This window comes from Rothia nasimurium (assembly GCF_928381415.1).
GTDB lineage: Bacteria > Actinomycetota > Actinomycetes > Actinomycetales > Micrococcaceae > Rothia > Rothia nasimurium_H.
This window is the reverse complement of sequence record NZ_CAKMSF010000005.1, coordinates 50295-65318: the sequence shown is the minus strand read 5'-3', so window position 1 is coordinate 65318 and position 15024 is coordinate 50295. Positions and strand designations below refer to the sequence as shown.

Annotated in this window: 14 protein-coding genes; 7 read left to right on the top strand and 7 right to left on the bottom strand. The window is 59.1% G+C overall.

Annotated elements, in window-relative coordinates; translation table 11 throughout:
• Positions 1 to 94: 94 nt before the first annotated feature.
• Entirely contained in the window at positions 95 to 1513 is a 1419-nt protein-coding gene (locus tag L7A20_RS06815; RefSeq protein WP_237222877.1) for a sodium:solute symporter, read from the top strand.
• 1 nt (position 1514) lies between these two features.
• Complete coding sequence (locus L7A20_RS06810) at positions 1515 to 2387, top strand: GNAT family N-acetyltransferase (protein WP_237222876.1); 873 nt, start codon at positions 1515 to 1517, stop codon at positions 2385 to 2387.
• An 8-nt stretch (positions 2388 to 2395) separates the two neighbouring features.
• Here the strand turns inward: L7A20_RS06810 and L7A20_RS06805 are convergent, their stop codons facing one another.
• The gene (locus L7A20_RS06805) at positions 2396 to 3457 is read right to left on the bottom strand and encodes a sugar phosphate isomerase/epimerase (protein WP_237222875.1); all 1062 of its coding nucleotides are present in this window, start codon (positions 3455 to 3457) and stop codon (positions 2396 to 2398) included.
• 257 nt (positions 3458 to 3714) lie between these two features.
• On the opposite strand from L7A20_RS06805, the gene L7A20_RS06800 reads away from it, so the two are divergent.
• Positions 3715 to 5364, top strand: a complete 1650-nt coding sequence (locus tag L7A20_RS06800; RefSeq protein ID WP_237222874.1) for a thiamine pyrophosphate-binding protein — start codon at positions 3715 to 3717, stop codon at positions 5362 to 5364.
• Positions 5365 to 5465: 101 nt separating this feature from the next.
• Here L7A20_RS06800 and L7A20_RS06795 read toward each other — a convergent pair whose 3' ends face one another.
• From L7A20_RS06795 to L7A20_RS06780, 4 genes are all read right to left on the bottom strand, one after another.
• Positions 5466 to 6761 carry an ABC transporter permease gene (locus L7A20_RS06795; RefSeq protein ID WP_237222873.1) on the bottom strand — a complete coding sequence of 432 codons (1296 nt, stop codon included), beginning with the start codon at positions 6759 to 6761 and terminating at the stop codon, positions 5466 to 5468.
• Positions 6758 to 7447: an ABC transporter ATP-binding protein gene (locus tag L7A20_RS06790; RefSeq protein WP_237222872.1), complete on the bottom strand. Its 690-nt coding sequence runs from the start codon at positions 7445 to 7447 to the stop codon at positions 6758 to 6760. The genes L7A20_RS06795 and L7A20_RS06790 overlap by 4 nt, the downstream gene beginning before the upstream one ends.
• A 3-nt stretch (positions 7448 to 7450) precedes the next feature.
• On the bottom strand, positions 7451 to 8947 hold the full coding sequence (locus L7A20_RS06785; RefSeq protein ID WP_237222871.1) for an efflux RND transporter periplasmic adaptor subunit: 1497 nt from the start codon (positions 8945 to 8947) through the stop codon (positions 7451 to 7453).
• Between the two features lie 144 nt (positions 8948 to 9091).
• Positions 9092 to 9484 carry a hypothetical protein gene (locus tag L7A20_RS06780; RefSeq protein WP_237222870.1) on the bottom strand — a complete coding sequence of 131 codons (393 nt, stop codon included), beginning with the start codon at positions 9482 to 9484 and terminating at the stop codon, positions 9092 to 9094.
• Positions 9485 to 9736: 252 nt separating this feature from the next.
• On the opposite strand from L7A20_RS06780, the gene L7A20_RS11990 reads away from it, so the two are divergent.
• Positions 9737 to 10189, top strand: coding sequence for a DUF805 domain-containing protein (locus L7A20_RS11990; RefSeq protein ID WP_272879215.1), 453 nt, complete (start codon positions 9737 to 9739; stop codon positions 10187 to 10189).
• 232 nt (positions 10190 to 10421) lie between these two features.
• On the opposite strand, the gene L7A20_RS06775 is transcribed toward L7A20_RS11990, so the two are convergent.
• Positions 10422 to 10838 (bottom strand): tautomerase family protein, encoded by a 417-nt coding sequence (locus tag L7A20_RS06775; RefSeq protein WP_237222869.1) that lies wholly within the window; start codon positions 10836 to 10838, stop codon positions 10422 to 10424.
• A gap of 183 nt (positions 10839 to 11021) precedes the next feature.
• On the opposite strand from L7A20_RS06775, the gene L7A20_RS06770 reads away from it, so the two are divergent.
• The 3 genes from L7A20_RS06770 (at position 11022) to L7A20_RS06760 (ending at position 13502) form a co-directional block, all read left to right on the top strand.
• Positions 11022 to 11759, top strand: a complete 738-nt coding sequence (locus L7A20_RS06770; RefSeq protein WP_237222868.1) for a GntR family transcriptional regulator — start codon at positions 11022 to 11024, stop codon at positions 11757 to 11759.
• A 29-nt stretch (positions 11760 to 11788) separates the two neighbouring features.
• Entirely contained in the window at positions 11789 to 12682 is an 894-nt protein-coding gene (iolB, locus tag L7A20_RS06765; protein ID WP_237222867.1) for a 5-deoxy-glucuronate isomerase, read from the top strand.
• Between the two features lie 70 nt (positions 12683 to 12752).
• Positions 12753 to 13502 carry a sulfite exporter TauE/SafE family protein gene (locus L7A20_RS06760; RefSeq protein ID WP_237222866.1) on the top strand — a complete coding sequence of 250 codons (750 nt, stop codon included), beginning with the start codon at positions 12753 to 12755 and terminating at the stop codon, positions 13500 to 13502.
• Positions 13503 to 13557: 55 nt separating this feature from the next.
• Here L7A20_RS06760 and L7A20_RS06755 read toward each other — a convergent pair whose 3' ends face one another.
• Positions 13558 to 15006 (bottom strand): sugar porter family MFS transporter, encoded by a 1449-nt coding sequence (locus L7A20_RS06755; RefSeq protein ID WP_237222865.1) that lies wholly within the window; start codon positions 15004 to 15006, stop codon positions 13558 to 13560.
• Positions 15007 to 15024: the final 18 nt, after the last annotated feature.

Here is a 15024-nt window from a genome sequence, read left to right as displayed (position 1 = left end):
CGCCTTCCTAGGCTCACCAACAATTTCTATATGTGACAACCATCGCGTATGCTACATCACGACCTTAAAGTCGTATCACCACGAAAGGCGACCCATGAACCTCGCCATTATCCTGCTTTACCTCGGTGCCCTCGTTTTCTTCGGGTACCTCGGCAAGCGCCGCGCCAACAGTACCGAAGACTTCCGTGTTGCAGGTCGCCGCCTAGGGCCCGTCCTCTATACCGGCACCATGAGCGCCGTGGTGCTGGGCGGGGCCTCAACCGTGGGCGGTGTGGGCCTGGGCTATACCTATGGCCTGTCAGGTATGTGGCTGGTCGTGGCTATTGCGGCGGGTGTTCTACTGCTCTCCCTGGTCTTTGCGCCCATTATCTCGCGACTCAAGATCTATACCGTCTCGCAGATGCTTTCCCTGCGCTATGGGGTGCGAGCGACCCAGGTTTCTTCTATTGTCATGCTGGCATACACCGTCATGATTGCGGTGACATCCACAGCCGCCTACGCTTCAATCTTCCGCGTGATGTTCGATATGGATCGCACCTGGGCTATTCTTCTTGGCTCCCTGGTGGTCATTGGCTACTCGCTACTGGGCGGCATGTGGTCCATTACCCTGACCGACATGATGCAGTTCGCGATTATGACCGTGGGCATGTTCTTGCTGATGCTGCCCTTCTCACTGAGCCAGGCTGGCGGCTGGCAGGGCCTCACTGAACGCTTGGACGCCGAGTTCTTCCAGCTAGGTTCTATGGGCATGAACTCCATCATCACCATGTTCGTGATTTACACCCTGGGCATTTTGGTTGGCCAGGACATCTGGCAGCGTGTCTTCTCAGCCCGCTCCCCCGAGGTCGCCCGCTGGGGCGGTGCGAGCGCCGGTATCTACATCGCCCTCTACGGCGTAGCCGGTGCGGTGATCGGTATGGCGGCTGCGGTACTAGCTCCTCAGCTTGAGAGCCAGGACGACGCCTTCGCGGCTATTGCGCAGAACTACCTGCCTGCGGGTGTGGGAGGGGTTGTCTTGGCCGCCGGTGTGGCCGCCATGATGTCAACGGCCTCGGGTGCCCTGATTGCTTCTGCCACCGTAGCCCGTGTAGATGTAATTCCCTTTATCACCGGGCGCCCTGCGCTTGAGGAAGGCGAGGAAACCGATGCCACTCTCAAGGCTGACCGCCTGTACCTGCTGGTTCTGGGCGTGCTGGTTACTTTTATTGCCATCTTCTTGACCGACACCGTGACCTCTTTGACCATTGCCTACGACATCCTGGTGGGCGGCCTGATGGTTGCAATCCTGGGCGGGCTGGTGTGGAAGCGCGGCACAGGTATGGGTGCGGCGCTTTCTATGGCGGCAGGCTCCCTGGTGACCCTAGGGTGCATGCCGATCTTTGGCGTGCTGGCGAACGAGCCGATTTACTACGGCCTGGCAGTGTCGCTGGTGGTCTACGTGGTTGCTTCACTTGCTACTAAGCCCACAGCGCCCGAAGTCATGAAGGCATGGCAGGAACGGCTGAATAGCTAGTATGCAACTGGTTTATTCTGGAGCTCCAGCTGACCATCGGGAGCAGCTGCCGACCTGGGCGCAAGCCGTGTATTTTGAGGACTTCACGCGCGATGACCACACCCGCTGCCTACTGGCGCATAACGATGGGCAGCTGGTGGGGATTGTTGCCTGGTGGACTGCGCGCGCCCACCGCACCCGCTATGAACTCCAGCTTGCGGTGGCGCCCCATCTGCGGCGTCAAGGTATAGGTACTGCCCTCTACCAGCAGGCACGGGCGCAGGCGTCCGCTCCCCTACCCTTCTTCATGCGTGACTACCTGGGCGAACCCACCCTGCACTTTGCCGATTCACTAGGTGCCCAGACTCTTCAGATGGTTCCACCCGCCACCATGCCCACCGGCTCCGCGCAGAACCTGCGGGAGCACGCGTCCGCCCACTCTGCACGCAGCGTGAGCTACCCAGAATTCGAGCAGGCCTACGTCGATTTTTACGAGTGGACGCACGCCAGCTGGCACCCCGTATCGGGCGACCACCGGCCGGTACTGGCACGCCATGCCGCCGAAGCCTACAACGACTACTCGTCAATCGCAGTGGACGCCGGTGGGCAGGTGTGTGCGGTGATAGCGGTTTTTCCCGGTGATCAGCCTGAACTCTGCGGAGAGACGACCACCCCAACCCCTTACCAGGGGGAACTACTCTTAGAGGCCTGCCTGCGACGCTCCCTCGAAAAACTAGCAGACGTAGGGCACAGTACGGTCGAAGCTGACGGGCACATCTCAGACCCGCATCTATTCCCCGCCTGGGCAAAAACCGGAGCGAGCGGACGCTGGTACCGGCTCGTGGAGATACCGACAGCTTCCTCACATTCACGCCAGGGTTCGCTTGCCAGATAACCCCGACCCTACTGGTAGGTCACCACATAGGGCTTGGGGGTAAGGGCATAGGTCTGGGCGGGGGTCAGGGTGGGGGTGTCCTCATCGTAGAAGTTCTTCCACGAAGGCTTGATAGCCGGGTCGAGATCGCGAATGAGCTCCTGGTAGGTTGAGTCCTTGAGCTCGGGGGTGCCGTGGCCGTCCGCATGCAGGGTGAGGGCCAGCTCGGGGTGGCTCGTATCGAGTGTCGCCCGGTTAGTAATCATGGAGTGCGTGAACTGGTGCAACACCACCATTTTCTGAGGCAGGCGGTGTTTATCGGTCAGAGCTGCCAGATAGTCCAGGGTTTCATTGATTTCTGAGGCATCTACAGTACCGATTTGTTGCAGGTGCACCTGGCCGGGGTAGATACGCCACTCAGGGTCGATGCCCAGGCCAACATGGGGTTCCTTGAGCAACTCCTCATACTGCTTGACCTGCTCGGTGAAGGTGCTGCGACCGGGTTGGAAGTCCAAGATAACGTAGACCCCGCTCTTACGGGCTTCGTCGATGAGCGGGCGCAAGCTGTCGATGGTTGCCTCATCGGAGTAGTCGCCGTCAGGTCCGGGGGCAGAGCTTGCCACTGTAGTAATGATTTCAAAGGCGGGGATGACCTTTTCGTCGCTGTGCACCTGGTATTCAGCGGCAAGGTTTTTGACGCGAGCAACAGATTCAGCCGGTCCCTGCTCACCAAGCACTCCCAGGGACGGGCCGCCGGGGTTGCCGTAGAGTGCCACGTAGCGGTGGGCAAAAATCTGGTCGCCACCACCGAGTACCTCGCTCTTGGGGGCGTTAGCCCGCGGTTGGGCTTGCACGGAGGCGGACGCGGTCGCGCTAGCACTTGCCGAGGGGCTAGCGGTCGACGCGGTAGGAGCGAGTGAGGACGCCGTCGCGCTAGCGCTGCGTGTGGGGCTGGGGGTTACAGAGCTGCTTGCGGCCGTTGTGGGGGTGGTTTCGCTCGCAGAGTTATCAGCTGGAGTAGCTGAGCACCCTGTCAGGACGAGGGCAGAGAGGGTCGCAAGGGCAAGAAGATAAGTGTGACGAGTAGGCATGGTGTCCTGGGAGTTGACTGCAAATGTTTAATCAGTCTACTGAATATTTGCCCTTAATGTCTTTCTGTGACGCAGCATGAAACCATAACAGAGCCCCTACCACCAGAGCCACCCAGCGCAACCAAGTCGCCACGCGCGTCCGCTCATAAACATACTGTGCTCCGCATAACATTTCAGGCACGAAAATCCCGCATATCTATGCATTGACCCCGTATGCTAAAGCGGAAGCCCGCACCCCGCGCCCACGAAAGGCCACCATGACTCACCCCTCACTCCCCGACCGTTCCGGTGAAACCACCGAGCCCCGCCGCAACGCCGGCTACGCCATTCTGGCGACCCTGCGTAGCTACGGCATCGACACCGTTTTCGGCATTCCCGGCACCCACAACCTCGAGTTCTACCGCCACCTCGAAGAGCTCGACATCCACCCCGTCACTACCCGCCACGAGCAGGGTGCCTCCTACGGGGCGGACGGCTGGTCGCTGACCCGCGGCCTGCCCGGCGTCGTCATCACCACTTCGGGCCCCGGCCTGCTCAACTCCCTCTCGGGTGCCGCCACCGCCTATGCCGAGTCGCGCCCCATGATTATCCTCTCCCCCGGCCGCCCCGTGGGTCACGAGTTCCGCGACATCGGCGCCCTGCACGAGACCAAGAACCCCACCGGTGCCGTCAACTCCATCGTCGAGTTCTCCCGCCGCGTGAACTCCGCCGAAGAAGCCGTGGACATCATCCACAACGCCTTCCGCTCCTTCGCCCACAACCGTCCGCGCCCCATCCACATCGAAGTACCCCTCGACGTGCTCGAACGCGAAGTTGAGCTTGACCCCGCCATCCTGCAGGCCCGCCCCCTCGGCAAGCCCCAGCCCGCACCCATCGACGATGTGCGCGAGGCTGCCCGCATGCTGGCTGAATCAAAGAAACCCATCATCGTTGCCGGTGGCGGCTCTATCGGCGCGGCAGCCGACCTGCTCCGCCTGGCAGAAACCCTGGAAGCCCCCGTGATCACCTCGGTCAACGGCAAGGGCGCCATCCCCGAAAAGCACCGCCTCTCCCTCGGCGCCGACCTGCGCCTGAGCGCAGCCCACGCCTTCTGCCGTGAGGCAGACGCCATGCTGATTATCGGCTCCAAGATCGGTGAAGCGGAGCTCTGGGACGGCGACATCCGCCCCGCTGGCCCCGTCATTCGCATCGATATTACGCGTGACCAGATGCTGACCAACATCACCCCCGACATTGAGCTGCCGGGCAACTCCAAGGCCGTCATCCCCCAGCTGCTCGACGCCCTCGCCGAGCTTGGCCTGGCTCCCGGCTCCCGCGAACCCCGCGACCTGCAAAACATCTTCGATGCCCTCGATAACGAAGGTCGTGCCCTGGCACCCGAGCTGGCCGAGCTCAACGAGAAGATTATGGAGATCCTGCCCGAGGACACCATCATCGCCGGTGACTCCTCCCAGGTCACCTACATGGGCACCACCACCTTCTACCGCGCAGCCCGCCCCAACTCCCTGCTCTACATGGCAACCTACGCCACCCTGGGCTACGGCCTGCCCGCCGCTATCGGTGCCAAGGTAGCTGCACCCGAACGTCCGGTGGTCTGTCTGCTCGGCGACGGCGCCCTTATGTTCGCCATCCAGGAGCTCATGACCGCCGTTGAGCAGCAGCTTGACCTACCCATCATCTGTGTGGAGAACGGCGGCTACGGCGAGATCCGCCAGAACGAGCGCGACCGCGGCATCGCCCCTGTGGCTGTGGACCTGGTGCAGCCTGACTGGGTCAAACTGGCCGAGGGCTTCGGCGCTACAGGCTTCTCAGCCACCATGGAGACCCTGGCAGAGACAGTCCAGCAGGCCCTGGCAACCCGCGGCCCCTCGGTCGTGCACCTAAAGATTGGTGAGACCCTGCGCTAGGCGCAGGTAGCGCACAGAGATAAGGACGCCGCCTCCCACTCCCCTGCCGCAGGGCAGGAAGGTGGGGGCGGCGTCCTGGTCTCTCTTCCCTGAGAGGTGAGCTACTCGTAACGCAGGGCGTCGATGGGGTCGAGCTTGGCTGCCTTGTTGGCTGGGTAGTAGCCGAAGAAGAGACCAATGGCCAGGGAGAACCCCAGAGCTAGAAGCACGGCGCTGAGCGGCGGGAAGACGAAGGTGCCCAGCATGTTGGCACCCAGCATGCCCAGGCCACCGCCCAGCAGGACGCCGAGAATACCGCCGACCAGGCAGACCATCATGGCCTCGACCACGAACTGTAGGCGGATTGCCCCTCGCGTTGCTCCCAGAGCCTTGCGGATGCCGATTTCGCGGGTGCGTTCAGTGACGGTCACGAGCATAATGTTCATGACGCCAATGCCACCTACCAGCAGCGAGATGCCGGCGATAGCCGAGATGGCTGCGCTGATGCCGTCCAAAACCGCGTTGAACTGCTCGGTCATCGCCGAGAAGTCCTGGATCTCGGCCATGAACTGGTCGTCGCTGCGGTACATACTGGTCAGGTGGGCCTGGAGCAGGGCCTTGACCTGGCCCAGATCCTTGCCTTCGGCGGGGCGCACGGTGATGCTATTCCAGCCGTCGCTGTTATAGGAGTTAAAGTCGGGTTCCAGCGAAACCGGTAGGTAGACTGTGCCCGGCCCTGTGTAGGCGAAGATACCGCTGCCCACAGACTCGGTTTGATAGACCCCGACCACCATAAGGCCTCGTGAGGTCATGCCAAACTGCGCATCAATTTCACTTCCCACTGCCGCCTGGGGGTCGCCAAAGAGCTGATACGCCTGATCAGTTGAAAGCAGGATGACCGGTCGTTTAGCATCCATGTCGGCTTGCGTCAGAGAACGCCCCGCCACCAGACTGACCGGGTTGAGCTCCAGGTAGTCCATATTGACGAACTGGGCACTGGCGTAAGGAGCCTCGCTCCCACCAGCACTGAGATCTACGCTGGTGTAAGAGTTTGCCCCGAGGGGAATACCCGCGATGTTATCACCCAGGGCCTCTTTGAGGCGGGCGATGTCGTGCTCATCGAACTTAGACTCAGCTGCGGGCTCAATGTATTCACCATTCGGCATGCCCATCGGTCCCGAGGTCAAACCAGCTTCTTCCTGCTCCTCGGTGGGCCGCTGCACCACATTCACCATCAGGTCGTTGGCACCGGAGCTTACGATCGACTCAGAGGCCTGGGTTTTGAGCGAATGGCCCAGGGTCAGAATCGTAATGACCGAGGCGATGCCCACGATGATGCCGAGCAGGGTGAGGAAGGAGCGCATCTTGTTGTTGCGCAGGCTGCCCAGGGCTAGGGAGATTGATTCACGCACATTCATTGCGAAACCTCCTCTGTAATCCGACCGTCGACCATGGTGACGATGCGGTCGGTCTCAGCCGCCAGTTCGGGGTTGTGGGTAATGAAGACGATAGTCTTGCCCTGCTCGCGGTTGAGCTCGTGGAAGAGGTCCATGACCATACGGCCGGTTTGGGAGTCCAGGGCGCCGGTGGGCTCATCTGCCAGGAGCAGGGGCGGGTCGTTGGCCAGGGCGCGGGCGATAGCGACGCGCTGCTTCTGGCCGCCCGAGAGGGCCGCGGGGCTGTGATTCATGCGGTCGGCCATGCCCATCTGCTCTAGCAGGTGGGCGGCTCGTTCGCGACGGTCACGGGGGTTGATGCCGGCGTACATCATGGGCATTTCCACGTTCTTGAGGGCAGAAATACGGCCCACCAGGTTGAAGCTCTGGAAGATAAACCCGATGTTCTGGCTGCGGTAGTAGGCTAGCTCGTCATCACTGAGGGAAGGGATATTCTCACCGGCGAAGGTGTAATACCCCTGGGTAGCCCGGTCGAGCAGGCCGATGATGTTCATCAGTGTGGTCTTACCCGAGCCGGACTGGCCGACCACCGACACAAATTCACCATGGTCCACGTGGAAGTCGATACCGGGCAGCACCGTGATAGCGCTGGGTGTTCCCGCGTTGAAGGTTTTGACGATACCTCGCATATCGAGCAGAGTGCTCATGGCCTACCACCCGAAGCTGGTGCCGGCATTGAGGGTGACGGTTTCACCCACGCGGTGGCGGTAGGCCTCACCGTAGGTGAGCACCATGTCGCCTGAGGCTACGTCGCCGCCGGTGATGGCAATGTCGAATTCGTTGGCCAGGCCGGTTTCAACGGAGCGCTCTTCGAGGGTGAAGGAGCCGTCGTCGTTGGGCACAGCTACTACAACGCTCTCGCTCCCCAGGTCGTTGGTGTAGACCGCATCGAGGGGTACAGCCAGTGAGCTCTCTTCTTCAGCGGTGATAATGCTGGCCTTGACGGAAGAGCCCAAGTAGAGGCCGTCTCGGTTGCCGGTTACCTCGATAGTGACGGTGAAGGTGGGCGAACCACCGGCTGCCATACCTGCGGCGGCGGCCTCAGGGTTGGTCTGCTGGGCTGAGTCAGCGATGGACGCAACCGAGGTGACAGTACCCGAGTACTCCTTGGTGCCGGTTGCCCCGGCGGTAAAGGTGACGCGGTTGCCTTCCTTGATGGTGGCAACGTCAGCCTCGCGGACGCTGGTGGTTATGGTGAGCTTGGAATCGTCACCGATGGTTACGACGGGGCCGGTTGCCGGCGCACCGGGCTTAGCAACACTCATGACCACGCCGTTGATGGGCGAGGTGAGGGTGGCCGAGGTGAGGTCGCCCTGTAGGGCACCGAGGGTCTGGTCGCGGGTGGTTTCTGCGCTGGTCAGGGCGGTGCGGGCGCTGTTGAGTTCGGTTTCGAGGGCCGCGAGCTGGGCGTTGGCGGAGTTGCGGGCGGTTGTGACGCCGGTGTCTGCGTCCGCCTTTGCCCCGTTTGCCAGGCGCAGGGCCGACTCAGCGGCGGCTACTTCGGCGTTGATCATGGTGAGGTCTTCGCCAGCGGCAGCGGCCTGGTCGCGCATCTGGTACTTGGCGTTCAGGTCGGTGGCTGCCAGGGATGCCTGTTCGTTGGCGGATCGCTGGGTGGCGAAGGCTGCCAGAATTTCAGGGTTGGTGCCGTTGGCGATTCCCTGGTTGTACTGGTCGTAGGCGGTTTGCGCTGCGGTCAGGGCGCCCTGGGCGCTGGTGACGGCCCCGTCGAGCTGGGTGCGCTGGGTGTCGAGATCGCCCTGCACAGCGGAGGTGTCGATGGTGGCTAGGGTCTGGCCGAGCTCAACCCGGTCGCCAACCTCTACCTCAACGGAGCTAATGGGGCTGGTCAGGTGGGTGGTGATGGAGCGAACCTCACCGGGGGCGATGGTGCCGTCCACCCGCACCTTGTTGCTGACGCCTTCGTCGCTCAAAATCAGGTAGTCGGTGGAGGGGATGGAGTTCTGAGCGCTGGTGTTGCCGCCAAACATGCTACCTACGACTAGCGCTCCGATGGCGATGATGGCGATGACGCCTATAGCCAGACCAATGAGCACCTTGGTGAGGGTGCTCATTTTCTTTTTGGCAGGCGGACGCCGGTGCGCAGCTTCCGGTGCTTGGGTCGGAGGTGTGGGGGTTGTGCTCATGGTGCTGGCCCTTCACTAGCGGAGATAAATGTGGTGCAGTTCTCTTTTAGTGTAAGCGTTAACCTGCCCAGACAACACCCGGTTGCTGCCCAGAAAACGACAAATCATACCGGGGTATGAGGGGTAGGCTTGCAACCTCATCCTCTAGGCGAAGCCTCCTCCCACCCACATGATGAAGGTTATGGCGAGAATGAAGAACAGCGGGGCAGCAACGATAATCAACACCCCTAAAATCAGGGCAAAAATCGCGGTTATTTTCTCTCGGCCTCTCACGAAGAGGGCCCCTATTGCCAGCCCCATGGCGCCAAGCCAGGTAAACCCTGTGGGCAGGGCTATGCTGAGTTCCCAGTCGAAGAAGATGAAGTTGGCGAGCCCTATACAGATCATGAGTAGCACCATCACGAGGGCGGTGAGGCCGTAGGGGTTGAGCCTGTTTGTCTCGTGGGGCGGGCGGACGCCGGTAGGCTGGGTCGGGTGAGCCGGGGCAGTGGGCAGCGGATAGGGCTGATGTTCGGAGTGCCAATGTGTAGTATTCATGGCACCAGTATGGGAAAAAATTTTGGCCCCCACTAGGTCTTTTAGAAATCTGTGGATAACTCCGGGGTACCCGGCGGGTTTATGACCGAGCATTGCGAGAGTTATCCACAGACGCGCCAACAAAACATGCTTCCTAGGAGCCCTATGTAGAATGTGGTAAACGGACTAACAAGGAGGTTTTCCGTGACCACCCCTCTTTTCTTTTCCTCTGAACCTATCCCAGGAGCAAGCCCCCTTCTAGCAACACGTCGAATGTTCGCCAAGACCTTCACCTGCTCGGGGCGGGCATCTCGTAGTGAGTTCTGGTGGCCCAATATGCTTGCCTTGAGTGTACTGATGGCATGCGATATTGCGGCACGACGTTACGACCGCTCCCGAAACCCTGATTCCTATACGGGGCCTCACAACAAGGATGCCTTCTGGCCCTTCCCTGATCGACCGGCCCCAGGCATGCCCGAGACGCAAGAAGAACAGGCAGCGCGTAAACAACGTTTTAACAGAGCTGAGATGACTTCCTTGGCTTTTAGTGCTCCGGCGCTTGCAGCACTTGGCGTGCCTACGTTGTCGCTTTCGGTTCGACGCCTCCATGATGCTAATTTGTCAGGTCATTGGATGTGGATTCATGCATTCCCTTTTATAGGTTCCCTCGTAACCTTCGCGCTCTCAGCCCTACCCAGTAACCCCAAGGGTAAGAGATTTGACTAGAGCAAACGACTTTTAACGAGAGAAAGCGAGCCATTCGGCTCGCTTTTCTCAAACACACACATTTCTCGCGGCCCTCACGGGCGGCTACCTTCTCGAGAATGAAACACACTTTTCTCTTGAGAAGGATTCTCACGAATCTTGAGCTTTCCGGTTGTCTCTCCTTGAGCTCTTGATATAAGTATGGCAAGCCTGGCTATGCCAGGACCTAGTCGAAGCTGTGAGAAAGCTGTGGTTAGTTTTGTTCCTTGCGGCGGGGAACTGCCAGCTCGCCGGTGACATACTGAGCACGGCCGAACCCGAAGGACCAGTCGTAGAAGGTATTTTCAACATAGCCAATAAACACATCTTCACCTTCAACGCCAACTTCTTTTAGCGCTGCAGCGATGGTGGCGTACAGTTTTTGCTTATCGTCAGAGCTGCGCCCCTCCTGGGTGAAAATCTGAATCATCACCACGTTTTCACTGCGCTCAAAGCCCAGTCCGGCATCTTCAGCAATAATCTCGTTTGCTTCATGGCGGGTGATGATCTGGAAGCGATCACGCTGAGGGATTCCATAGACCTCAACAATTGATGCGTGAATAGCATCTGCAATCGCCCGCACCTGGCTATCAGTGCGGTTCTTATTGAGATCGATACGAACAAGTGGCATGGCAAGGTTCCTTTCTAAGCAGGTTCACCTCCACCCTAAACTTTGTCCTTACAAAGTTCAACTGCTACCAAAAATTTTCTTCCCCTCACCCTCATAACCCGCACAATATACGGCATTCAGAAGCATGCTGAGGTAAAATATCCTTTGTCGTAACAAACTAACATTAGCGATAAGGGAACCACAGTGGCCTCACTCCCCCCCATAACAATTGATCGCACCTCACCGGTGCCCCTCTACCATCAACTCACCAGCGGCATCAAAAGCGCAATCTCCACAGGTCAGCTCACAGCAGGATCCATGCTGCCCAACGAGCTCGACATCGCCCAAAGACTCCACCTTTCACGGCCCACCGTGCGCAAGGCAATGGATGACCTAGTCCGAGCTGGACTCCTTGTTCGCAAACGCGGAGTAGGCACGCAGGTTGTCTCCAACGAAATTCGACGCCCCCTTTCCCTCAGCTCCCTCTACGACGACCTTGCCCGCAGCGGCATCTCCCCCACCACCCGCGTCCTTGAATTCGAAGAAATCCTCCCCCCAGAACATATCCGCGAAGAACTTCAACTCAACGACGGCGACACCACCTACCACATCAAACGTCTCCGCTACGAAAACGGAACCCCCCTAGCCCTCATGGAAAACTGGGTCCCCACCCACCTAGGCAGCATTACCCCCTCCACCCTAGAAAGCCAAGGACTGTATCAGGCAATGCGAGACCTAGGCGCCACCTTTAGCGTCGGCCACCAAAAAATAGGCGCCACCACCGCAACCAAAGAACAAGCCCAGCACCTCGATACAAGCGCAGGTGCTGCACTAGTAACCATGCGACGCACCATCATGAATGACGTTGGAACCCGCATTGAAACCGGATCCCATGTCTACAGAGCAGACCTCTACACCTTCGAGATGACCCTCTCCCAATAACAATTCCCACACCTCAAGGAGACACAACTATGGCAAACTGGTTCTACCCAGCTGGCACCGCAGCCGACGGCCCCTGGGACCTATCCCTAGGAACCTACAACTCAACCACCACCGTCGACGGCTGGAAGCACACCGGCATCAAAACCGCCACGTTTACAGACCAGCCACTTACCCTCGCAGCAACCCCCGAAGAACGCATAATCGTCCCCCTCACCGGCGATGTTTCAGCCACAGTACATGGAACCACCTACCACCTGGCTGGACGCCCCAGCGTCTTCCATGGCCCGACTGACGTTCTCTACACCGGTGTCAATGCCGAAGTGACCCTAACAGCTGAGCCTGGCGTCCGCGTCGCCATTGCCTCCGGCCCGGCACAGCAGGAGTACCCCGTTCGCCACATCACTAAGGATGAGATTCCCGTCGAGTTGCGCGGCGCCGGCATCAGCTCCCGCCAGGTTCATAACTTCGGCACACCGGCAGCTCTCGAAGCTGACCGCATCATCGTCTGTGAAGTTATCACCCCCGCCGGCAACTGGTCTTCTTACCCGCCCCACAAGCACGATGAAGAAAAGGACGGGGAAACCGCCCTCGAAGAAATCTACTACTTCGAAACCCGCCCCACCCCCGGTGCCCCTGCAGAAGCAACAGACGCTATCGGCTACCAGAGGGTCTATGCCTCTGACGACCGCCCCATCGACGTCAATGAAGAAGTACGCACCGGTGACGTCGTTCTCGTCCCCTACGGCTGGCATGGCCCTGCCATGGCCGCTCCCGGTTACGACCTCTACTACCTCAACGTCATGGCTGGCCCCGGCCCCGTCCGTGACTGGCTCATCAGCGACGACCCCCACCACGGCTGGGTTCGTAGCACCTGGGAAGGCCAGGATATTGACCCCCGCCTCCCTTTCACCGCTGACCAGTAGCATCCGCTACCTACCGCCCAAGCCCACCACCCCAGTGGGCCTGGGCATCCACCAGCTCTAAGGGACAGCCATGGACATCACCCTCTTCTCCTGGGCTCTCCTTGCCCTTGCTGCCCTCCTGACAGGGCTTTCTAAAACGGCAGTTCCGGGCATAAACACTGTTGCTGTTGCCCTCGCCGCTGCCCTCCTGCCAGCCAAGGCCTCTACCGGGCTTATCCTTCTTCTCTTCATGGTGGGTGATGTTTTTGCCCTGGCCATGTACCGCAAGCACGCCCACTGGCCAACTCTACTCGGCATGATCCCGGCCGTCCTAACCGGCTTACTGGCCGGGGCTGCGTTCCTAGCCCAGGCAACAGATAACGGGGTTAAACAGCTGATTGGGGTGATCCTCCTACTTGCCCTGGGAATCACCGTGTGGCAGAGACGAACCCAGCAGAAACCGGACAGGGCCATTTCGTCTGCTCGTTCCCGCACCCGTATTGCAGGCTATGGCTTCCTGGCCGGTTTCACGACGATGGTGGCTAACGCGGGCGGGCCCATGATGGGCTTGTACTTCCTAGCCTCCCGGTTTGATGTTAAGGCCTTCCTGGGCACAGCGGCCTGGTTCTTTGCTCTAGTCAACCTCGCTAAACTCCCCTTTTCCATCGGGCTGGGGATTATTACCCCATCAAATCTGGGTGCAGCAGCCCTTTTAGCTCCTGCTGTGGTTGTGGGAGCTTTTCTGGGAAGGTCCCTCGTTAGGGTCCTAAGCCAGGCTCTCTTTGACAGGCTTGTCATGATTATGACCCTCATAGGCGCCCTCTACCTTCTTCTCGGATAACAGAAACCGCCCGCCAGACTCGCTGGCGGGCGGAAGAAGACTCACACTAGATTCTTTAGCGCGTGGTCTTAGGCTGAACAATGTAGATTGCGCCGGTTGTTACTCCAACTTCTACTTCTTCAAGGGATTTACCACGAGTTTCAGGCAGGAACTTAACCATTACCAGGACAGCTGCGGCGTTGATAACAGCAAAACCGAAGAAGGTAGTGTTCAAACCAACTGCTTCAAGCACAACGGGGAAAGTAAAGGAGATCGCTGCATTGGCAATCCACATACAGAAGACAGCGGTCCCCATGCCGAAGGCACGAATTTGCTGGGGGAAAATTTCAGATAGCAGCACCCAGGTTGAGACGTTAAGGAAGGTCTGCATGGACCCAACGAAACCGACGATAAGAACGAGCAGAATCCAGGGGCGGGCTGCGGAATCTTCAGGAATTGCAAGGGATGCAAGACCGATCAGAAGGTGAAGGAGAGTTACCAGAGAGTAGCCAGTGATTACGGTAGTGCGGCGGTTAATCTTCTCCATCATCCAGAGGGCGATAAAGGCGCCGAGGACGGCAATAACGCCGGGAGCAACGTTAGCAATGAGGGCCGCCTGGTGGGAGAACCCAGCATCCTGCAGGACGATGGTGCCGTAGTACATGATGGAGTTGATACCAGTGAACTGCTGGAAGACAGCAAGTGCAATACCAACCATAAGGATACGGAAGACCCACTTATCCTTAAGCATCGAAGAAACGCTGGGAGTCACCATACGTGCGTCTTTTTCAAGGGTACGCTCAACATCGTGCAGCTCGGCGATGGCACGTTCCTCAGAACGTACGGTCTTCATGACGGCAAGAGCCTCATCGTGACGCCCCTTAGAGAGCAACCAGCGAGGAGATTCAGGCATGCGCAGCATCCCGAAGAAGAGGAAGACAGCAGGCAGCGCACAGATGGCAAGCATAATGCGCCAAACATGGTCGAGGTGCCCGAGGGTGGTTCCTAAAATAGCGTTGACGATGAAAGCGGCAAGCTGACCAACCACAATCATCATCTCGTTGCGTCCCGAGAGAGAACCACGAATCTCGTAAGGGGCCATTTCTGCAAGGAACACCGGTACTACGGTTGAAGCTCCGCCAACGCCCAAGCCTAGAAGTACACGGCCAACAAGCAGAATACCTAGGTTGGGGGCAAGCGCACAGAGAATTGCTCCCGCGAAAAAGATTGTTGCCAAAATTAGGATAGTCTTACGGCGGCCAATGGCATCCGATAGATACCCGATAGTCAATGCACCAATAGCTGCACCCACTAGAAGTGTGGCTGTTACAAGACCGATGCCGCTTGCCTCAAGGCCAAGTTCTGCGGTCATGGGCTCAATGGCGCCGTTAATAACACCGGTGTCGTAACCGAAAAGCAAACCACCAAGAGTTGCAACAAGAGCTACAGTGCCCAGACGCTTTCGGTGGGGGCCATCGGTGAGGGGAGGCAGATTACTTTCTGCTGCTGTGGGTGTGTGACTCATAGGAAAACCTTACTTTCT